The sequence below is a fragment of the Mixta gaviniae genome, assembly GCF_002953195.1.
Classification (GTDB): domain Bacteria; phylum Pseudomonadota; class Gammaproteobacteria; order Enterobacterales; family Enterobacteriaceae; genus Mixta; species Mixta gaviniae.
In genome coordinates this window covers 465,648-482,711 of record NZ_CP026377.1, presented here as the reverse complement: position 1 = coordinate 482,711, position 17,064 = coordinate 465,648, and the positions used below count along the sequence as shown (strand labels likewise).

Genomic DNA, 17,064 nt, shown 5'->3' with positions numbered 1-17,064 from the left:
CTCCGATTAAGCTACGTAGCAGATAATTTCGCCACCAAGACCAGCCTGGCGCGCTGCACGATCAGTCATAACACCTTTAGAGGTAGAAACAACCGCAATACCCAGTCCAGCCATTACCTTCGGCAGCTCATCTTTTTTCTTATAGATGCGCAGGCCAGGACGGCTAACACGTTGAATGCTTTCTACCACAGCTTTACCCTGGAAATACTTAAGAGTCAGTTCCAGTTCCGGCTTGATGTCGCCTTCGATTTTGAAATCTTCAATATAACCTTCTTCCTTCAGCACGTTGGCGATTGCCACTTTCAGCTTGGAGGAAGGCATGGTGACCGCAACTTTGTTCGCGGCTTGACCGTTACGGATACGGGTCAGCATATCCGCGATCGGATCTTGCATGCTCATCTGTCTTTACTCCCGTGATTCAATTGGTGACAATTACCAGCTAGCCTTTTTCAGACCCGGGATTTCACCGCGCATAGCGGCTTCACGGACCTTGATACGGCTCAACCCGAACTTCCGCAGGAAACCATGCGGACGACCTGTTTGACGGCAGCGGTTACGCTGACGAGACGGGCTGGAATCACGCGGCAGACTCTGCAGCTTGAGAACAGCGTTCCAACGATCTTCGTCGGAGGCGTTCACATCAGAAATGATCGCTTTCAGTTCAGCGCGTTTCGCGAAGAATTTGTCTGCTAATTTCTCACGCTTGACTTCGCGTGCTTTCATTGATTGCTTAGCCATTAAGTAACCCTACCTTACTTACGGAACGGGAAGTCAAAGGCAGCCAGCAGAGCACGGCCTTCATCATCAGATTTCGCAGTAGTGGTAATGGTGATATCCAAACCACGAACGCGATCGACTTTGTCGTAGTCGATTTCTGGGAAGATGATCTGCTCACGGACGCCCATGCTGTAGTTACCACGACCATCGAAAGACTTAGCGGACAGGCCGCGGAAGTCACGAATACGCGGTACAGCAATAGTGACCAGACGCTCAAAGAACTCCCACATGCGTTCGCCACGCAGAGTTACTTTACAGCCGATCGGATAGCCCTGACGGATTTTGAAGCCTGCAACTGATTTGCGTGCTTTGGTGACCAGCGGTTTTTGACCGGAGATAGCTGCCAGGTCTGCTACTGCGTTATCCAGCAGCTTTTTGTCAGCGATCGCTTCACCAACACCCATGTTCAGGGTGATCTTCTCGACCCGAGGGACTTGCATGACAGAATTGTAGCCAAACTCAGTCATGAGTTTCTTAACTACTTCGTCTTTGTAGTAATCATGCAGTTTCGCCATCGTACTACTCCAAATTACTTGATAGTTTCGCTGTTAGACTTGAAGAAACGGACTTTTTTGCCGTCTTCGAATCTAAAGCCTACACGGTCAGCCTTACCGGTAGCCGCGTTGAAGATAGCAACGTTAGAAACCTGAATTGCAGCTTCTTTTTCAACGATGCCGCCTGGTTGGTTCAGAGCCGGAACCGGCTTCTGATGTTTCTTCACCAGGTTGATACCTTCAACAATGACCTTGCCAGAAGACAGGACATTTTTTACTTTACCGCGCTTACCTTTATCTTTGCCGGTCAGCACGATAACTTCGTCGTTACGACGGATTTTCGCTGCCATTCTTCGCTCCTTAGAGTACTTCTGGTGCCAGGGAGATAATTTTCATGAACTTTTCATTACGAAGTTCACGAGTTACCGGCCCAAAAATACGCGTTCCGATTGGCTGCTCGCTGTTATTGTTCAGAATAACGCATGCATTACCATCGAAGCGAATGACAGAACCGTCAGGGCGACGAACACCCTTCCTGGTGCGCACCACTACCGCCTTAAGCACATCACCTTTTTTCACTTTACCACGCGGAATTGCTTCCTTGATGGTAACTTTGATGATGTCGCCTACGCCTGCGTAGCGACGGTGCGAGCCACCCAGAACCTTGATACACATTACGCGACGTGCACCGGAGTTGTCGGCGACGTTCAGCATAGTCTGTTCTTGGATCATTTTAGTGCTCCGCTAATGTCAACTACTACTTCGGGACCCAAACTGCAGGTCGTTAGAAAGCCCCATAATTGAGGGCGCGGCATTATAACACCGGTTCTCGCAGATGGGTAGAAAAAATAAACGGCTCTTCCGAGCCGTTTATCTTATTTTTTAAAGAAAGGGGATTCTATTACAGAACCGCTTTCTCTACAACGCGAACCAGCGTCCAGGACTTAGTCTTGGACAGCGGACGGCATTCGCGGATTTCAACCACGTCGCCGATACCGCATTCGTTGTTCTCGTCATGGATGTGCAGCTTAGTCGTACGCTTAATGAATTTACCGTAGATCGGGTGCTTCACGAAACGCTCGATAGCAACAACTGCAGATTTCTGCATTTTGTCACTAACAACACGACCTTGCAGAGTACGGATTTTATCGGTCATTACGCACCCGCCTTCTCAGTCAGTAAAGTCTTAACGCGTGCAACATCACGGCGCACATTCTTCAGCAGATGAGTCTGCTGCAGCTGGCCAGATGCTGCCTGCATGCGCAGGTTAAATTGCTCACGCAGCAGGTTAAGCAGCTCAGTGTTCAGCTCTTCAACGCTTTTTTCACGCAGCTCTTTTGCTTTCATTACATCACCGTCTTAGTAACAAAGGTGGTTTTGATAGGCAGTTTTGCTGCTGCCAGCTTGAAGGCTTCACGGGCCAGCTCTTCCGGTACGCCGTCCATTTCATACAGGACTTTACCCGGCTGGATCAAGGCAACCCAATACTCCACGTTACCTTTACCTTTACCCATACGCACTTCCAGCGGCTTCTCGGTGATCGGTTTGTCCGGGAATACACGGATCCAGATCTTACCTTGACGCTTAACTGCACGGGTCATAGCACGACGTGCTGCTTCGATCTGACGAGCAGTCAGACGACCACGGCCAACAGCTTTCAGACCGAAAGTACCGAAGCTCACATCCGTACCGGCAGCCAGACCACGGTTGCGGCCTTTGTGCACTTTACGGAATTTTGTACGCTTTGGTTGTAACATCAGCGACTCTCCTTACTTACGGCCTTTACGCTGCTGCTTTTTCGGTTGAGCAGCCGGTTTTTCCGGTTGTTCAACAGCAGCCATACCACCCAGGATCTCACCTTTGAAGATCCATACCTTAACGCCGATTACACCATAAGTGGTGTGCGCTTCAGAGGTGTTGTAGTCAATGTCAGCACGCAGAGTGTGCAACGGTACGCGACCTTCGCGGTACCATTCGGTACGTGCGATTTCCGCGCCGCCCAGACGGCCGCTAACTTCAACTTTAATACCCTTGGCGCCCAGACGCATTGCGTTCTGTACAGCACGCTTCATCGCACGACGGAACATCACACGACGCTCCAGCTGAGAAGTGATGCTGTCAGCAACCAATTTCGCGTCCAGTTCCGGTTTACGGACTTCGGCGATATTGATCTGTGCCGGTACGCCAGCGATATTCGCTACGACCGTGCGCAGTTTTTCTACGTCTTCGCCTTTCTTACCGATAACGATGCCCGGGCGAGCGGTGTGAATGGTCACACGGATGCTTTTCGCCGGACGCTCGATAACGATGCGCGATACAGACGCTTTAGCCAGTTCTTTAGTCAGGAACTGACGCACTTTAAAATCGCTGTCCAGGTTGTCAGCGAATTCTTTGGTATTAGCGAACCAGGTAGAGTTCCAGGGTTTAACAATACCCAGTCGAATACCATTAGGATGTACTTTCTGACCCATTGCTAGTCTCCAGAGTCTCAGCGATCGGACACAACCACAGTAATGTGGCTGGTGCGCTTCAGGATGCGATCTGCACGACCTTTCGCACGCGGCATAATGCGCTTCATGCTTGGGCCTTCGTCGACGAAAATTTTCGCGACTTTCAGATCGTCGATATCAGCGCCATCGTTGTGTTCGGCGTTAGCAATGGCAGATTCCAGCACCTTCTTGACCAGTACAGCAGCTTTTTTGTTGGTGTAGGTCAGGATGTCCAGAGCCTGCGACACTTTCTTACCGCGAATCAGGTCAGCCACCAGGCGAACCTTTTGAGCAGAAGAACGAGCGTGGCGATGTTGAGCAATAGTTTCCATCTCTTCCTCCTGCCTTAGCGTTTCTTGGCTTTTTTATCAGCCGCGTGACCGCGATAAGTACGAGTCGGCGCGAATTCACCCAGCTTGTGACCAACCATTTCGTCGGAAACAAAGACAGGTACGTGCTGACGACCATTATGGACAGCGATGGTCAAACCGATCATATTTGGAAAGATCGTTGAACGACGGGACCAAGTGCGCAGGGGCTTCTTGTCACCGCTTTCCACCGCTTTCTCTACCTTCTTCAGCAAGTGCAGGTCAATAAATGGACCTTTCTTGAGAGAACGTGGCATGGCTTATCCTCTAATATTATTTGCTACGGCGACGTACGATAAATTTATCAGTACGCTTGTTGCTACGGGTCTTCTTACCTTTGGTCTGAACGCCCCACGGAGTAACCGGGTGCTTACCAAAGTTACGACCTTCACCACCACCGTGCGGGTGATCGACTGGGTTCATCGCAGTACCGCGAACGGTAGGACGAACACCACGCCAGCGAGCAGCACCTGCTTTACCCAGAACGCGCAGCATATGCTCAGCGTTACCGACTTCGCCCAGGGTAGCGCGGCAGTCAGCTTCGACTTTACGCATTTCGCCTGAACGCAGACGCAGGGTTACGTAGGAACCTTCACGCGCAACGATCTGCACGTAAGTACCAGCAGAACGAGCAATCTGACCGCCCTTGCCTGGTTTCATTTCTACGTTATGCACGGTGGAACCCACTGGGATGTTACGCATCGGCAGGGTGTTGCCTGCTTTAATCGCAGCATCAACGCCAGACTGAATCTGGTCGCCAGCTTTCAGGCCTTTAGGGGCCAGGATATAACGGCGCTCGCCGTCTTTGTACAGAACCAGCGCGATGTTCGCGGAACGGTTCGGATCGTACTCAAGACGTTCAACAACAGCCGGGATACCATCTTTGTTGCGTTTGAAGTCAACCAGACGGTAAGCCTGCTTATGACCACCACCGATGTGACGGGTAGTGATGCGGCCATTGTTGTTACGGCCACCGGATTTGCTGTTTTTTTCCAGCAGCGGAGCAAATGGTTTGCCCTTGTGCAGCTCTGGGTTCACCACTTTAACTACGTGGCGACGACCCGGAGATGTCGGTTTACATTTAACAATTGCCATTGTTCTTCTCCTCCGACTTACTCTGCGCCGCCGACGAAGTCCAGATTCTGGCCTTCTTTCAGGGTGACGTAAGCTTTCTTCCAGTCGCTACGACGACCAATACGCTGTCCATGACGCTTCACCTTGCCTTTAACGACCAGGGTGTTCACGTCTTTGACTTCAACTTCGAAAAGTTTCTGCACAGCGGCTTTGATTTCTGCTTTGGACGCGTCTTTCGCAACTTTGAGAACGATGGTGTTGGTTTTTTCCATCGCAGTAGACGCTTTTTCAGAAACGTGCGGCGCGCGCAGTACTTTCAGCAGACGTTCTTCACGGATCATGCCAGCATCTCCTCAACTTGCTTAACTGCGTCAGCAGTCATAACGACTTTGTCGAAGGCGATCAGGCTAACCGGATCGATACCCGCTGCATCGCGCACGTCAACCTTGTACAGGTTACGCGCAGCCAGGAACAGATTTTCATCCAGTTCACCGGTGATGATCAGCACGTCTTCCAGCGCCATATCTTTCAGTTTCTGTGCCAGCAGCTTGGTTTTCGGTGCTTCTACAGAGAACTGCTCGACAACGATCAGACGATCCTGACGTACCAGCTCGGACAGAATGCTTTTCAGCGCGCCGCGGTACATCTTTTTGTTAACTTTTTGACTGTGATCCTGCGGCTTCGCAGCGAAAGTCACACCACCTGAACGCCAGATCGGGCTCTTCACAGAACCTGAACGCGCACGGCCGGTGCCTTTCTGACGCCACGGCTTCTTGCCAGAACCAGTGACTTCAGCACGGGTTTTCTGAGCGCGAGTACCCTGACGGGCGCCAGCTGCGTAAGCAACAACAACCTGATGTACCAGCGCTTCGTTGAAATCACGACCGAAGGTAGTTTCGGAAACAGTCAGCGCGCTTTGCGCGTCTTTCATTACTAATTCCATTCCTCGCCCCCTCACGCCTTAACAGCTGGTTTAACGATCAGGTCGCTACCGGTTGCACCCGGGACCGCACCTTTAACCAGCAGCAGGTTGCGCTCAGCGTCAACACGTACTACGTCCAGGCTCTGAACGGTTACGCGCTCATTACCCAGCTGACCTGCCATTTTTTTGCCTTTGAACACTTTGCCCGGAGTCTGGTTCTGACCGATAGAACCCGGAACGCGGTGAGACAAGGAGTTACCGTGGGTAGCATCCTGGGTACGGAAGTTCCAGCGCTTAACAGTACCGGCAAAACCTTTACCTTTGGACGTACCAGTCACGTCAACTTTTTTAACTTCAGCGAAAATTTCAACGCTGATGTCCTGGCCAACGGTATATTCTTCACCTTCAGCGGTGCGGAATTCCCACAGACCACGGCCGGCTTCTACGCCAGCTTTAGCAAAATGACCTGCTTCAGGTTTGGTCACGCGGTTCGCTTTTTTCGCACCGGTGGTAACCTGGATTGCGCGGTAGCCGTCGCTGTCCAGACCTTTAACCTGAGTAACACGGTTTGCTTCAACTTCGATTACGGTTACAGGGATAGATACGCCTTCTTCAGTGAAGATGCGGGTCATACCCACTTTTTTACCGACTAAACCAATCATTGTTTCAACCTCTCAATCGCTCGATGACCTGATTAACCCAGGCTGATCTGCACGTCTACACCGGCAGCCAGATCCAGACGCATCAGAGCATCAACGGTTTTTTCAGTTGGCTCAACGATGTCAACCAGACGCTTGTGAGTGCGGATTTCGTACTGGTCACGCGCGTCTTTGTTGACGTGCGGGGAGATCAGAACGGTAAAGCGCTCTTTGCGGGTCGGCAGCGGGATCGGACCACGTACCTGCGCACCAGTGCGCTTGGCGGTCTCAACGATTTCCGCGGTTGATTGATCGATCAGACGATGATCAAACGCTTTAAGACGGATACGGATTCTTTGGTTCTGCATGAGACCAGAGCTCCAATTATTTTATAAACGAAAAGAATTACTCCTCGCACCCATTACGATTGATGGGGGAGTGTAATCGTTCAGCATATAACTCCCCAATCGGGAGTATTGTCAGGTCGGTCGATATCCGACAAACCTGCGATTCTGCTCGAATCGCGCCTGCAATATTAGCAGGCCCGCGCATTATACGGGAATTTGTTCAGATAGCAACCCACCTGTCAGCATGAGCGTAAAAAAGTGGAAGCCGGCGGGAATATACACAGGCAAACAGGCAACGCGGCGCTTTTCACTGCGGGCACACTCCAGATATGGATTAAAACGGAACGACATCCTCAGCCGGGGAGATTAGGCTAACGTCGAAACCATGTGCGCAGGGAGGCGTTGATGATGATGATTCTGGCTGCCGGACTGGCAGGGCTGGCGACAGGTAGCTTTCTTTGCCTGGCGGCCGAGCGCTACCACCCGACATTAACAGAGCGGCAGTGGCTGCGGCGACTCTTCTTGCCTGCCTCCCGCTGCGACGCCTGCCGACAACGGCTCTCTGCCAGCGATTTGATCCCGCTCTACAGCTGGGCCCGACGCCTGGGAAGATGCCGCTACTGCCACATCAGGCTGACTTACCGCCTGCTCGCCGTCGAGATCTTCGTCTGTCTGCTGTTCTGCCTGTCAGCCTGGCGTATCCCCTCCCCCGCCGCTCTGCTCTTTACCCTGCTGCTGAGCATGGCGCTGATGCTGCTGAGCCTTATCGACGCACATCATCTGGTTTTGCCCGATACGCTTACGCTACCGTTACTCTGGCTCGGCCTGCTTTATCATCTGCTCTTTAACGAAAACGGACTGACGGCGGCGGTTGGCGGCGCAATGCTCGGCTGGCTGTCACTGTGGCTGCTCTACTGGCTATTCTGGTGCTGCTGTCGGCAAGAGGGATTAGGCTTTGGCGACCTGAAGCTATTTGCTGCGTTGGGCGCCTGGTGCGGGTGGCCGGCGCTGCCTGCTATCGCTACGCTCGCGGCACTGGGAGGCATGCTGTTTTTTCTCTGGCAGCGGATAAAGAAAGGCGGCGCCGGCGCTGGTCGCCAGCTGCCTTTTGGTCCCTGCCTCTCACTGGCAGGCTGGGCAGTCTTCTTGTGGCAGAATGAACAACAAACCGTTATTTCTCTTCTTTGATCTGTGCCTGCAGGTAATTCTGGATGCCCATTTTTTGTATCAGATCCAACTCGGTTTCCAGCCAGTCGATATGATGCTCTTCATCAGCGAGGATTTCGATCATCATATCCCGGCTAACGTAGTCATAGATTTTATCGGCCCAGGCGATCGCTTCACGCAAATCTTTCGCCCCTTCCAGCTCAAGCGCCAGATCGGAGCGCAGCATCTCCTCGACATCCTCGCCAATACGCAGCCGGCCGACATCCTGTAAGTTAGGAATGCCTTCCAGAAAAAGTATGCGTTCGATGTACTTGTCCGCATGCTTCATCTCATCTATCGACTCATGATACTCAACATCATTCAGGCGCATCAGTCCCCAGTTTTTGAACATTCGCGCATGAAGAAAATACTGGTTGATGGCAACCAGCTCATTTCCCAACAGTTTATTCAGATGACTTATGATCTTTGCATCGCCTTTCATCTTCTTTCCTCCGCTTCCAGTTAATTAGAGCGTAGATGTGGTTAGAAAGAAGTCAAAAAAGCAACGATAAAACTGTGGGTATCTTCAGGCGATCTCTTTATAGAGCGCAGGGTGCTGCATCTCTTCATCCATAATTTCGCGTACGGCGCGGATGCATTTCCCACACTGCTTGCCGACCGGTACGAAGTGGCGCAGCTGCTGGATAGATTTTGGTTGATAACGGCGCACCGCTTCACGCACGGTTTTATCGCTTATCGCATTACATAAACAGACGTACATTTAGCGACTCCGGTATAAATAGTGAGCGCATACTAAATGAGAATGGTTTTTATTTCAATCCTGGGATTTGTGGGGATATTGCAGGCGGCTTCTGGCCGATTAACCGGCAATAAAAAAGGGCGCCGAAGCGCCCTCTTTAACTGAGCGAAGGCCGAAACCTTCACTCTGCTATCGCAATTAAGCGATAACGCGTGCTACAACGCCCGCGCCAACGGTACGACCGCCTTCGCGGATTGCGAAACGCAGACCGTCGTCCATCGCGATCGGGTGGATCAGGGTAACAACCATTTTGATGTTGTCGCCCGGCATTACCATCTCAACGCCTTCCGGCAGTTCGATGGTGCCCGTTACGTCAGTTGTACGGAAGTAGAACTGCGGACGGTAGCCTTTGAAGAACGGAGTGTGACGGCCGCCTTCATCTTTGGACAGGATGTAGACTTCAGATTCGAACTGGGTGTGCGGCTTGATGGAGCCCGGCTTAGCCAGAACCTGGCCACGCTCGATCTCTTCACGCTTGATACCACGCAGTAGAACGCCCACGTTCTCACCAGCCTGACCCTGGTCCAGCAGTTTGCGGAACATTTCAACGCCGGTACAGGTAGATTTCGCAGTATCTTTGATACCCACGATTTCCACTTCTTCACCCACTTTGATCACGCCACGCTCAACACGACCGGTTACAACGGTACCACGGCCGGAGATAGAGAATACGTCTTCGATCGGCAGCAGGAACGGCTTGTCAATCGCGCGCTCAGGTTCCGGGATGTAAGTATCCAGGTGACCCGCCAGCTCGATGATTTTCGCTTCCCACTCAGCGTCGCCTTCCAGCGCTTTCAGCGCGGAACCGCGAACGATCGGCGTGTCGTCGCCCGGGAAGTCGTACTGTGACAGCAGGTCACGTACTTCCATCTCAACCAGTTCCAGCAGCTCTTCGTCATCAACCATGTCGCACTTGTTCAGGAACACGATGATGTACGGAACGCCAACCTGACGACCCAGCAGGATGTGCTCACGGGTCTGCGGCATCGGGCCGTCAGTCGCAGCAACAACCAGGATAGCGCCGTCCATCTGAGCAGCACCGGTGATCATGTTTTTCACATAGTCGGCGTGGCCCGGGCAGTCAACGTGCGCGTAGTGACGTGACGGGGTTTCATACTCAACGTGAGAGGTGTTGATGGTGATACCACGAGCCTTCTCTTCCGGTGCGTTATCGATCTGATCGAATGCACGAGCCTGGCCACCGTAAGTTTTGGACAGAACGGTAGTGATAGCTGCGGTCAGAGTGGTTTTACCGTGGTCAACGTGGCCGATAGTACCAACGTTAACGTGCGGTTTGTTACGCTGAAATTGCTCTTTCGCCATGGCGATATTCCTTACTGTTATGCCCTCATCCTTGATGAGGGCATCTGTTTACTATTCTAAAACCGTAGCTTATTTGCTACGAGCTTCAATAACGGCCTGAGCGACGTTGTTCGGCGCTTCCGCGTACTTCAGGAACTCCATGGAGTAAGAAGCACGGCCCTGGGTCTGAGAACGCAGGTCAGTAGCATAACCGAACATTTCAGACAGCGGTACCTGAGCGCGAACGGTTTTACCGGTAGCGGTGTCATCCATACCTTCGATGATGCCGCGACGACGGTTCAGGTCACCGATTACGTCACCCATGTTCTCTTCCGGCGTTTCAACTTCAACCTTCATGATCGGCTCAAGCAGAACCGGCTTCGCTTTCTTAAAGCCGTCTTTAAACGCCAGAGATGCAGCCAGTTTAAACGCCAGTTCAGAGGAGTCCACATCGTGGTAAGAACCGAAGTGCAGACGCACACCCAGATCAACTACCGGATAACCCGCCAGCGGACCTGATTTCAGCTGCTCCTGGATACCTTTGTCAACAGCCGGGATGTATTCGCCAGGAATTACACCGCCTTTGATGTCGTTGACAAATTCGTAGCCTTTGCCGCCCGGCTCCAGCGGATACAGGTCGATCACAACGTGACCGTACTGACCGCGACCACCAGACTGTTTCGCGTGCTTACCTTCGACATCCTTGATGGTGTCGCGGATAGTTTCGCGATAAGCAACCTGCGGCTTACCTACGTTAGCTTCAACGTTGAACTCGCGTTTCATACGGTCAACGATGATGTCCAGGTGCAGCTCGCCCATACCAGCGATGATGGTCTGGTTGGATTCTTCGTCAGTCCATACGCGGAATGACGGGTCTTCTTTCGCCAGACGGCCCAGAGCCAGACCCATTTTTTCCTGGTCAGCTTTGGTTTTCGGTTCAACCGCGATAGAGATAACCGGCTCCGGGAACTCCATACGTTCCAGGATGATCGGGTTGCTCGGATCGCACAGGGTGTCGCCAGTGATCACGTCTTTCAGACCGATCGCCGCAGCGATGTCGCCCGCGCGAACTTCTTTGATCTCTTCACGTTTGTTGGCGTGCATCTGTACGATACGGCCAAAACGCTCACGCTGTGATTTCACAGAGTTCAGTACGGTATCGCCTGAGTTCACCACGCCGGAATAGACGCGGAAGAAGGTCAGGTTACCCACGAACGGGTCGTTCGCGATTTTGAACGCCAGAGCAGAGAACGGCTCTTTATCGTCAGAGTGACGCTCTGCCGGAGTATCTTTACCGTCGTCCAGCATACCTTTGATAGCCGGTACGTCGGTCGGTGCTGGCAGGAATTCAACCACTGCATCCAGCATCGCCTGAACACCTTTGTTCTTAAATGCAGAACCACAGGTAACCAGGATGATCTCGTTGTTCAGCACACGCAGACGCAGCGCTTTCTTGATCTCTTCTTCAGTCAGCTCTTCGCCGCCGAGGTATTTCTCCATCAGCTCTTCAGAGGCTTCAGCTGCAGATTCGATCAGGTTCTGATGCCATTCTTCAGCCAGGTCAACCATGTCAGCAGGGATATCTTCGTATTCGAAGGTAACGCCCTGGTCTGCATCGTTCCAGTTGATGGCTTTCATTTTGATCAGGTCAACAACGCCGGTAAATTTCTCTTCCGCGCCGATAGCCAGCTGCAGAGGAACCGGGTTTGCGCCCAGACGGGTTTTGATCTGACCAACAACTTTCAGGAAGTTGGCGCCCATGCGGTCCATTTTGTTAACGAACGCGATGCGCGGAACTTTATATTTGTTAGCCTGACGCCATACGGTCTCAGACTGCGGCTGAACACCACCAACCGCACAGTAAACCATCACTGCGCCATCAAGAACACGCATGGAACGTTCTACTTCGATGGTGAAGTCAACGTGTCCCGGGGTGTCGATGATGTTGATGCGGTGCGGCTCAAACTGTTTGGCCATACCTGACCAGAACGCGGTGGTCGCAGCAGAAGTAATGGTAATACCACGCTCCTGCTCCTGCGCCATCCAGTCCATGGTCGCAGCGCCATCATGCACTTCACCGATTTTGTGGTTAACACCGGTGTAGAACAGGATACGCTCGGTGGTCGTGGTCTTACCGGCGTCGATGTGAGCACTGATACCGATGTTACGGTAACGTGAAATGGGTGTTGTACGAGCCATTTGATTCCTCTGATTCTCGGACGTTCAAAATAAGTCAGCCCCAGCGGGTTGGCTAATTGAGCGCCCGCTGGGTTAACAATAACTACGTGGTTATTACCAGCGGTAGTGAGCGAACGCCTTGTTGGCTTCGGCCATACGGTGAACGTCTTCACGTTTCTTCACTGCAGTGCCTTTGTTCTCAGCAGCATCAGAAAGTTCGTTCGCCAGGCGCAGAGCCATCGATTTATCACCGCGTTTACGAGCAGCTTCTACGATCCAACGCATTGCCAGGGCATTACGACGAACCGGACGGACTTCAACTGGTACCTGATAAGTTGAACCGCCAACGCGACGCGACTTAACTTCTACAGTCGGGCGTACGTTGTCGAGAGCGACTTCGAAAGCTTCCAGTTCGGTTTTACCAGAACGCTGAGCCAGGGTCTCCAGCGCGGTATACACGATTGCTTCAGCAGTAGATTTTTTACCATCTACCATCAGGATGTTTACAAATTTGGCCAGCAGCTCAGATCCGAATTTCGGATCCGGCAGGATTTTACGTTGACCAATGACGCGACGACGTGGCATGGAAATACTCCGTTGATAATTCAGGATTGTCCAAAACTCTACGAGTTTAGTTTGACATTTAAGTTAAAACGTTTGGCCTTACTTAACGGAGAACCATTAAGCCTTTGGCTTCTTCACGCCATACTTGGAGCGAGCCTGCTTACGGTCTTTAACACCAGAGCAGTCAAGCGCGCCACGAACGGTGTGGTAACGCACACCTGGCAGGTCTTTAACACGACCGCCACGGATCAGGATAACGGAGTGTTCCTGCAGGTTGTGGCCTTCGCCACCAATGTAGGAAGTCACTTCGAAACCGTTGGTTAAACGAACACGGCATACTTTACGCAGTGCGGAGTTCGGTTTTTTCGGAGTGGTGGTGTACACACGAGTACAAACACCACGTTTTTGCGGGCAAGCTTCCAGCGCCGGCACGTTGCTTTTAGCAACTTTGCGTACGCGCGGTTTGCGAACCAGCTGGTTAACTGTTGCCATTAAATAGCTCCTGGATTTAGCTTTTGCTTCGTAAACACGTAATAAATCGCCTCGTATTAATACGAGGACGCAGAATTTTAGGGCTGAGCAGAAAAGGTGTCAAGAAATAACCAGCGTCTTATGCTCACCAGGGCATTTGCTGCTTATGATTTACCGTCAACGTAACGAACTCATTATAGTCAATGACGGTGATTTTGGGTGAAATTTGAGCAACCAACCCGCGTGCCGCCAGGTCATCACCCAGCGCCCACAGCCGCGCCGGCGAATTTAACAGCGGCGTCAGCATGCGGCTACCCTGCAGGCCCGCCAGCACGCCGTCCTGCATCAACAGTACATCGTCGCCCGGCTGTAGCATGCGCAGCAGCAACGCGTAATCACACTGAAAGGGCGAACTGCCCAACGTATGCAGCATCATCGCTCCGTTAAAAAGTCAGGATATGGTCCGCTTCGGCAAGCCGGGCGCGCAGCGCGTCGCTCTCCAGCACCTCGGCATCCAGCACGCGCGGGCTCTCTGTCGACAGGCCGCGTTCAGTCAGCGACTGCGCGCAGAGATAGCACGCCTCAACCTCATACAGCGGCAGCACGCCGAAAGTAGCGATATAGTTGCGCGCCAGCGCCTTTTCCGGCTGCTGGCCGGCCGTCAGCTGCAACACGCCGTCGCCGATGAAAAACAGCGAGACCTGCTCGCAGAGGGCGGCAGTCGCCAGCGCGGCGTCCAGCCCTTCCCGTCCGCTGCTGCTGCCGTGAGGCGCGCGCGTAAAGACAAAAGCGATCGATGTCATCAGAACTGCACCACCCTGTCGCTGGTTAACGCCGCTTGCGCCAGCGCGCCAAGGCCCGCCAGCTGAAACCCCGGCTGCAGGTTAGCGGCCGGCAATCCCAGGCTGGCCGCTTCCTGCGCGTCGGTTACACCGCGTCGCAGTGCCGCCGCCACGCAGATATTCAGGGTTACGCCCTGCTGCTGCAGCGCCTGCCAGGCACGCACCAGATCGAACTCGTCGCTGGCCGGTGCCGTCAGCTGGTTGCCGTTAAGCACGCCCTCACGATAGAAGAAGACGCTCGACAGCTGGTGGCCCGCCGCCAACAGCGCGCGGGCGAACAGCAGCGCGCTGCTCGCCTGCTGCGTACCGTACGCCGGTCCAGTCACCAACAGCGTATAGCGCATCAACGCTCCTGGCCCGTATCGCCGCTTTTAAACTGGCGGATATAGAGATAGACCGTGTGTTTGGAGATATTGAGCCGGTCGGCCACCTGATTGATGGCGTCCTTAATATCGAAAATGCCCTTCTCATACAGATTCAGCACAATCTGACGATTCTTCATGTTGTTTGCCACGTGGCGATCGGCGCTCACCTCTTCAATGGTGAATTCCAGCGTCTGGGTTACCAGATCCTCGACTGAGGAGGCGAAATTAACCTGCGAGGCCACATCCGGCGTTTCCGGCGGCATAAAGGTCGACATGATCTGCGAGAACGGCACATCAAGGTTCATATTGATGCAGAGCAGGCCGATCACGCGCTGCTGGCGATTGCGAATGGCGATGGTCACCGATTTCATCAGCACGCCGCTTTTCGCGCGCGTAAAATAGGCGCGCGAGACGTTACTGTCGGCACCGGTCATATCGTGCAGCATACGCAGCGCCAGATCGGTAATCGGCGAGCCCACTTTACGGCCGGTATGTTCGCCGTTGGCGATACGCACCGCGGAACATTTCAAATCTTCCAGCGAATGCAGCACGATTTCGCAATGCGAGCCAATCAGCATGGCGAGCCCGTCCACGACAGCCTCGTAGGACTTCAGAATATCGTAATCGGTTTGATCGAACGGGTGCTGATCGAGTAAATCGATATCGCTCAGATCGCCCGGATTGAATGGATTAGACATGAAAGACATTACCCTAATTGGCTGGAGCCTGTCTCAGCGCGGCCAGGGCAGACTCATCATACAAATTTGCGCAGCGCTAGTCTGGCAAATGTCTGCAGCTTATGCCAGATTTTTGTCCAGTCGAGGGCCGACCGTCATGCAAACAGAAACCGCCGCGTAAACGCGGCGGTGAGGAAGCTTACTGCGCGCTCTTGTCGTCTGCGACCGGCGCCTGGGTTTTTTCGTCCGCTTTCGGCGCAGGTTTGATATCCAGCAGCTCGACGTCAAACACCAGCGTAGAGTTCGGCGGAATGCCCGGCACGCCATTTTTGCCGTAGGCCAGCTGCGGTGGGATCACCAGCTTGATTTTGCCGCCTTTCTTCACGTGCTTCAGGCCTTCGGTCCAGCCCGGGATCACGCCGTCGAGACGGAAAGAGAGCGGTTCGCCGCGCGTATAGGAGTTATCGAACTCAGAGCCGTCAATCAGCGTGCCTTTGTAGTTAACCACGACGGTATCGCTATCTTTCGGCACATCGCCGCTGCCTTCTTTCTCTACCTGATACAGCAGGCCGCTTTCAGTTTTCTTCACGCCCTTCTGCTTAGCGAATTTAGCGGCATAAGCTTCGCCCTTATCGGCGTTCTCTTTCGCGTCTTTTTCCATTTTCGCCTGAGCGGCGCCCTTCACACGGCCTTCAAAAGACTGCAGAGTCTGTTCGATCTCCTGATCGGAAAGCTTGCTCTTACCGGCAAAAGCGTCCTGAACGCCGGCGATCAGCTGCGCTTTATCCAGCTGAATGCCCAGTTTTTCCTGCTCTTTCAGTGAGTTTTCCATATAGCGGCCCAGCGACGCGCCCAGCGCGTAAGCGGACTGCTGGTTCTCATCTTTGAATGCCGCATTTTTAGGAGCCTGAGGTGCAGCCTGTTGAGCCGGTGCGGAGTCTGCTGCCAATGCCAGCGGTGCATTGATTGCGGCGGCCATGGTGGCGGCTAACATGGTAATTTTAAACAGTGATTTCATCCATTATCTCCAAAACCGAAGCCTCTCACCCCGGCAATCGTTGCAGACCATAAGGCCTGTACTATAACTGTGCGGAACAACTTATCATGCCCGCCCGGCAAACTTAAGACCACTTCCCATCCTTTTTATGTCGGGAAGTTTCAACTGATATGACGATAAGACTGTGCTTTTTCAACCGTCGCGGGCAAAATCGGTCACTTAAAAGTGAAGGCAAGCGGTTTTTCCTTATACGGATTCCGGTCCGGCATGCCAGGCACGCGCAACAGGAGGAACGCCTATGCAGCAAAATAGCGTCGAACAACAGCTGGAGCTGTTGGAAAGCAAGCTCGCTTTCCAGGAGCAGACCATCGAAGAACTCAATCAGACAGTCATTCAGCACGAACTGGAAATGGCCAAAATGCGTGAGCAGATCCGTCTGCTGATCAATAAGCTGAAGGCCGCGGCGCCGTCGCAAATGGCGCACCCGTCGGAAGAGACGCCACCGCCGCACTACTGAGTCAGCGGACAGCCAATAAAAAAGCACCGGCCAGGCCGGTGCTTTTTTGCTTTAGCGTCGCAGCGCGATGGGCGCC

General features: G+C 53.1%; 29 protein-coding genes. 2 read left to right on the top strand and 27 right to left on the bottom strand.

Annotated features, from left to right (window positions below; all coding sequences use genetic code 11):
* Window positions 1-6: 6 nt before the first annotated feature.
* From rpsH to rpsJ, 16 genes are all read right to left on the bottom strand, one after another.
* The gene (gene rpsH, locus C2E15_RS02145; RefSeq protein ID WP_017374146.1) at window positions 7-399 is read right to left on the bottom strand and encodes a 30S ribosomal protein S8; all 393 of its coding nucleotides are present in this window, start codon (window positions 397-399) and stop codon (window positions 7-9) included.
* Window positions 400-432: 33 nt separating this feature from the next.
* Complete coding sequence (gene rpsN, locus C2E15_RS02140; RefSeq protein WP_038629763.1) at window positions 433-738, bottom strand: 30S ribosomal protein S14; 306 nt, start codon at window positions 736-738, stop codon at window positions 433-435.
* A gap of 14 nt (window positions 739-752) precedes the next feature.
* Window positions 753-1,292: a 50S ribosomal protein L5 gene (rplE, locus tag C2E15_RS02135; RefSeq protein ID WP_038629762.1), complete on the bottom strand. Its 540-nt coding sequence runs from the start codon at window positions 1,290-1,292 to the stop codon at window positions 753-755.
* A gap of 14 nt (window positions 1,293-1,306) precedes the next feature.
* A complete protein-coding gene (rplX, locus tag C2E15_RS02130; RefSeq protein WP_038629761.1) occupies window positions 1,307-1,621 on the bottom strand; it encodes a 50S ribosomal protein L24 in 315 nt (104 codons plus the stop codon).
* 10 nt (window positions 1,622-1,631) lie between these two features.
* On the bottom strand, window positions 1,632-2,003 hold the full coding sequence (rplN, locus tag C2E15_RS02125; protein WP_038629760.1) for a 50S ribosomal protein L14: 372 nt from the start codon (window positions 2,001-2,003) through the stop codon (window positions 1,632-1,634).
* A 169-nt stretch (window positions 2,004-2,172) separates the two neighbouring features.
* Complete coding sequence (gene rpsQ, locus C2E15_RS02120) at window positions 2,173-2,427, bottom strand: 30S ribosomal protein S17 (RefSeq protein WP_013510766.1); 255 nt, start codon at window positions 2,425-2,427, stop codon at window positions 2,173-2,175.
* Window positions 2,427-2,618, bottom strand: coding sequence for a 50S ribosomal protein L29 (gene rpmC, locus C2E15_RS02115; protein WP_038629759.1), 192 nt, complete (start codon window positions 2,616-2,618; stop codon window positions 2,427-2,429). The genes rpsQ and rpmC overlap by 1 nt, the downstream gene beginning before the upstream one ends.
* On the bottom strand, window positions 2,618-3,028 hold the full coding sequence (rplP, locus tag C2E15_RS02110) for a 50S ribosomal protein L16 (RefSeq protein WP_008927134.1): 411 nt from the start codon (window positions 3,026-3,028) through the stop codon (window positions 2,618-2,620). The genes rpmC and rplP overlap by 1 nt, the downstream gene beginning before the upstream one ends.
* Window positions 3,029-3,040: 12 nt before the next feature.
* On the bottom strand, window positions 3,041-3,742 hold the full coding sequence (gene rpsC / locus C2E15_RS02105; protein WP_038629758.1) for a 30S ribosomal protein S3: 702 nt from the start codon (window positions 3,740-3,742) through the stop codon (window positions 3,041-3,043).
* A 17-nt stretch (window positions 3,743-3,759) separates the two neighbouring features.
* Window positions 3,760-4,092, bottom strand: coding sequence for a 50S ribosomal protein L22 (gene rplV / locus C2E15_RS02100; RefSeq protein ID WP_007891659.1), 333 nt, complete (start codon window positions 4,090-4,092; stop codon window positions 3,760-3,762).
* Between the two features lie 14 nt (window positions 4,093-4,106).
* Window positions 4,107-4,385 carry a 30S ribosomal protein S19 gene (gene rpsS / locus C2E15_RS02095; protein ID WP_004929772.1) on the bottom strand — a complete coding sequence of 93 codons (279 nt, stop codon included), beginning with the start codon at window positions 4,383-4,385 and terminating at the stop codon, window positions 4,107-4,109.
* A gap of 16 nt (window positions 4,386-4,401) precedes the next feature.
* A complete protein-coding gene (rplB, locus tag C2E15_RS02090) occupies window positions 4,402-5,223 on the bottom strand; it encodes a 50S ribosomal protein L2 (protein WP_038629757.1) in 822 nt (273 codons plus the stop codon).
* Between the two features lie 17 nt (window positions 5,224-5,240).
* Window positions 5,241-5,543, bottom strand: a complete 303-nt coding sequence (gene rplW / locus C2E15_RS02085; RefSeq protein WP_038629756.1) for a 50S ribosomal protein L23 — start codon at window positions 5,541-5,543, stop codon at window positions 5,241-5,243.
* On the bottom strand, window positions 5,540-6,145 hold the full coding sequence (gene rplD / locus C2E15_RS02080; RefSeq protein WP_104955943.1) for a 50S ribosomal protein L4: 606 nt from the start codon (window positions 6,143-6,145) through the stop codon (window positions 5,540-5,542). The genes rplW and rplD overlap by 4 nt, the downstream gene beginning before the upstream one ends.
* 11 nt (window positions 6,146-6,156) lie before the next feature.
* On the bottom strand, window positions 6,157-6,786 hold the full coding sequence (rplC, locus tag C2E15_RS02075) for a 50S ribosomal protein L3 (protein WP_085068476.1): 630 nt from the start codon (window positions 6,784-6,786) through the stop codon (window positions 6,157-6,159).
* A 32-nt stretch (window positions 6,787-6,818) separates the two neighbouring features.
* Window positions 6,819-7,130, bottom strand: coding sequence for a 30S ribosomal protein S10 (rpsJ, locus tag C2E15_RS02070; RefSeq protein WP_001181005.1), 312 nt, complete (start codon window positions 7,128-7,130; stop codon window positions 6,819-6,821).
* Window positions 7,131-7,514: 384 nt separating this feature from the next.
* On the opposite strand from rpsJ, the gene C2E15_RS02065 reads away from it, so the two are divergent.
* Window positions 7,515-8,297, top strand: coding sequence for a prepilin peptidase (locus C2E15_RS02065; protein ID WP_104955942.1), 783 nt, complete (start codon window positions 7,515-7,517; stop codon window positions 8,295-8,297).
* On the opposite strand, the gene bfr is transcribed toward C2E15_RS02065, so the two are convergent.
* From bfr to fkpA, 11 genes are all read right to left on the bottom strand, one after another.
* Window positions 8,281-8,757 (bottom strand): bacterioferritin, encoded by a 477-nt coding sequence (gene bfr / locus C2E15_RS02060; RefSeq protein WP_104955941.1) that lies wholly within the window; start codon window positions 8,755-8,757, stop codon window positions 8,281-8,283. The genes C2E15_RS02065 and bfr overlap by 17 nt on opposite strands.
* Before the next feature lie 84 nt (window positions 8,758-8,841).
* Window positions 8,842-9,036: a bacterioferritin-associated ferredoxin gene (gene bfd, locus C2E15_RS02055; RefSeq protein ID WP_104955940.1), complete on the bottom strand. Its 195-nt coding sequence runs from the start codon at window positions 9,034-9,036 to the stop codon at window positions 8,842-8,844.
* Between the two features lie 177 nt (window positions 9,037-9,213).
* Window positions 9,214-10,398 carry an elongation factor Tu gene (tuf, locus tag C2E15_RS02050; protein WP_038629750.1) on the bottom strand — a complete coding sequence of 395 codons (1,185 nt, stop codon included), beginning with the start codon at window positions 10,396-10,398 and terminating at the stop codon, window positions 9,214-9,216.
* Between the two features lie 69 nt (window positions 10,399-10,467).
* Window positions 10,468-12,576, bottom strand: a complete 2,109-nt coding sequence (gene fusA, locus C2E15_RS02045) for an elongation factor G (protein WP_104955939.1) — start codon at window positions 12,574-12,576, stop codon at window positions 10,468-10,470.
* Window positions 12,577-12,669: 93 nt separating this feature from the next.
* Entirely contained in the window at window positions 12,670-13,140 is a 471-nt protein-coding gene (gene rpsG, locus C2E15_RS02040; protein WP_038629748.1) for a 30S ribosomal protein S7, read from the bottom strand.
* Window positions 13,141-13,236: 96 nt separating this feature from the next.
* Entirely contained in the window at window positions 13,237-13,611 is a 375-nt protein-coding gene (gene rpsL / locus C2E15_RS02035; RefSeq protein ID WP_003852912.1) for a 30S ribosomal protein S12, read from the bottom strand.
* A 124-nt stretch (window positions 13,612-13,735) separates the two neighbouring features.
* Window positions 13,736-14,023 carry a sulfurtransferase complex subunit TusB gene (gene tusB / locus C2E15_RS02030; RefSeq protein WP_104955938.1) on the bottom strand — a complete coding sequence of 96 codons (288 nt, stop codon included), beginning with the start codon at window positions 14,021-14,023 and terminating at the stop codon, window positions 13,736-13,738.
* 10 nt (window positions 14,024-14,033) lie between these two features.
* Window positions 14,034-14,393: a sulfurtransferase complex subunit TusC gene (gene tusC / locus C2E15_RS02025; protein ID WP_104955937.1), complete on the bottom strand. Its 360-nt coding sequence runs from the start codon at window positions 14,391-14,393 to the stop codon at window positions 14,034-14,036.
* Window positions 14,393-14,776 (bottom strand): sulfurtransferase complex subunit TusD, encoded by a 384-nt coding sequence (tusD, locus tag C2E15_RS02020; protein WP_104955936.1) that lies wholly within the window; start codon window positions 14,774-14,776, stop codon window positions 14,393-14,395. Before tusD ends, tusC begins: the two co-directional genes overlap by 1 nt.
* Entirely contained in the window at window positions 14,776-15,495 is a 720-nt protein-coding gene (locus C2E15_RS02015; RefSeq protein ID WP_104955935.1) for a helix-turn-helix transcriptional regulator, read from the bottom strand. Before C2E15_RS02015 ends, tusD begins: the two co-directional genes overlap by 1 nt.
* A gap of 178 nt (window positions 15,496-15,673) precedes the next feature.
* The gene (gene fkpA, locus C2E15_RS02010; RefSeq protein WP_104955934.1) at window positions 15,674-16,492 is read right to left on the bottom strand and encodes an FKBP-type peptidyl-prolyl cis-trans isomerase; all 819 of its coding nucleotides are present in this window, start codon (window positions 16,490-16,492) and stop codon (window positions 15,674-15,676) included.
* A 277-nt stretch (window positions 16,493-16,769) separates the two neighbouring features.
* Here fkpA and C2E15_RS02005 point away from each other — a divergent pair, with 277 nt between their 5' ends.
* Window positions 16,770-16,988: a SlyX family protein gene (locus C2E15_RS02005; RefSeq protein ID WP_104955933.1), complete on the top strand. Its 219-nt coding sequence runs from the start codon at window positions 16,770-16,772 to the stop codon at window positions 16,986-16,988.
* Window positions 16,989-17,064: the final 76 nt, after the last annotated feature.

Coding starts and splice junctions, on each gene's coding strand:
- rpsH (WP_017374146.1), bottom strand. CDS start 399: ATGAGCATGCAAGATCCGATCGCGGATATGCTGACCCGTATCCGTAAC.
- rpsN (WP_038629763.1), bottom strand. CDS start 738: ATGGCTAAGCAATCAATGAAAGCACGCGAAGTCAAGCGTGAGAAATTA.
- rplE (WP_038629762.1), bottom strand. CDS start 1,292: ATGGCGAAACTGCATGATTACTACAAAGACGAAGTAGTTAAGAAACTC.
- rplX (WP_038629761.1), bottom strand. CDS start 1,621: ATGGCAGCGAAAATCCGTCGTAACGACGAAGTTATCGTGCTGACCGGC.
- rplN (WP_038629760.1), bottom strand. CDS start 2,003: ATGATCCAAGAACAGACTATGCTGAACGTCGCCGACAACTCCGGTGCA.
- rpsQ (WP_013510766.1), bottom strand. CDS start 2,427: ATGACCGATAAAATCCGTACTCTGCAAGGTCGTGTTGTTAGTGACAAA.
- rpmC (WP_038629759.1), bottom strand. CDS start 2,618: ATGAAAGCAAAAGAGCTGCGTGAAAAAAGCGTTGAAGAGCTGAACACT.
- rplP (WP_008927134.1), bottom strand. CDS start 3,028: ATGTTACAACCAAAGCGTACAAAATTCCGTAAAGTGCACAAAGGCCGC.
- rpsC (WP_038629758.1), bottom strand. CDS start 3,742: ATGGGTCAGAAAGTACATCCTAATGGTATTCGACTGGGTATTGTTAAA.
- rplV (WP_007891659.1), bottom strand. CDS start 4,092: ATGGAAACTATTGCTCAACATCGCCACGCTCGTTCTTCTGCTCAAAAG.
- rpsS (WP_004929772.1), bottom strand. CDS start 4,385: ATGCCACGTTCTCTCAAGAAAGGTCCATTTATTGACCTGCACTTGCTG.
- rplB (WP_038629757.1), bottom strand. CDS start 5,223: ATGGCAATTGTTAAATGTAAACCGACATCTCCGGGTCGTCGCCACGTA.
- rplW (WP_038629756.1), bottom strand. CDS start 5,543: ATGATCCGTGAAGAACGTCTGCTGAAAGTACTGCGCGCGCCGCACGTT.
- rplD (WP_104955943.1), bottom strand. CDS start 6,145: ATGGAATTAGTAATGAAAGACGCGCAAAGCGCGCTGACTGTTTCCGAA.
- rplC (WP_085068476.1), bottom strand. CDS start 6,786: ATGATTGGTTTAGTCGGTAAAAAAGTGGGTATGACCCGCATCTTCACT.
- rpsJ (WP_001181005.1), bottom strand. CDS start 7,130: ATGCAGAACCAAAGAATCCGTATCCGTCTTAAAGCGTTTGATCATCGT.
- C2E15_RS02065 (WP_104955942.1), top strand. CDS start 7,515: ATGATGATGATTCTGGCTGCCGGACTGGCAGGGCTGGCGACAGGTAGC.
- bfr (WP_104955941.1), bottom strand. CDS start 8,757: ATGAAAGGCGATGCAAAGATCATAAGTCATCTGAATAAACTGTTGGGA.
- bfd (WP_104955940.1), bottom strand. CDS start 9,036: ATGTACGTCTGTTTATGTAATGCGATAAGCGATAAAACCGTGCGTGAA.
- tuf (WP_038629750.1), bottom strand. CDS start 10,398: ATGGCGAAAGAGCAATTTCAGCGTAACAAACCGCACGTTAACGTTGGT.
- fusA (WP_104955939.1), bottom strand. CDS start 12,576: ATGGCTCGTACAACACCCATTTCACGTTACCGTAACATCGGTATCAGT.
- rpsG (WP_038629748.1), bottom strand. CDS start 13,140: ATGCCACGTCGTCGCGTCATTGGTCAACGTAAAATCCTGCCGGATCCG.
- rpsL (WP_003852912.1), bottom strand. CDS start 13,611: ATGGCAACAGTTAACCAGCTGGTTCGCAAACCGCGCGTACGCAAAGTT.
- tusB (WP_104955938.1), bottom strand. CDS start 14,023: ATGCTGCATACGTTGGGCAGTTCGCCCTTTCAGTGTGATTACGCGTTG.
- tusC (WP_104955937.1), bottom strand. CDS start 14,393: ATGACATCGATCGCTTTTGTCTTTACGCGCGCGCCTCACGGCAGCAGC.
- tusD (WP_104955936.1), bottom strand. CDS start 14,776: ATGCGCTATACGCTGTTGGTGACTGGACCGGCGTACGGTACGCAGCAG.
- C2E15_RS02015 (WP_104955935.1), bottom strand. CDS start 15,495: ATGTCTAATCCATTCAATCCGGGCGATCTGAGCGATATCGATTTACTC.
- fkpA (WP_104955934.1), bottom strand. CDS start 16,492: ATGAAATCACTGTTTAAAATTACCATGTTAGCCGCCACCATGGCCGCC.
- C2E15_RS02005 (WP_104955933.1), top strand. CDS start 16,770: ATGCAGCAAAATAGCGTCGAACAACAGCTGGAGCTGTTGGAAAGCAAG.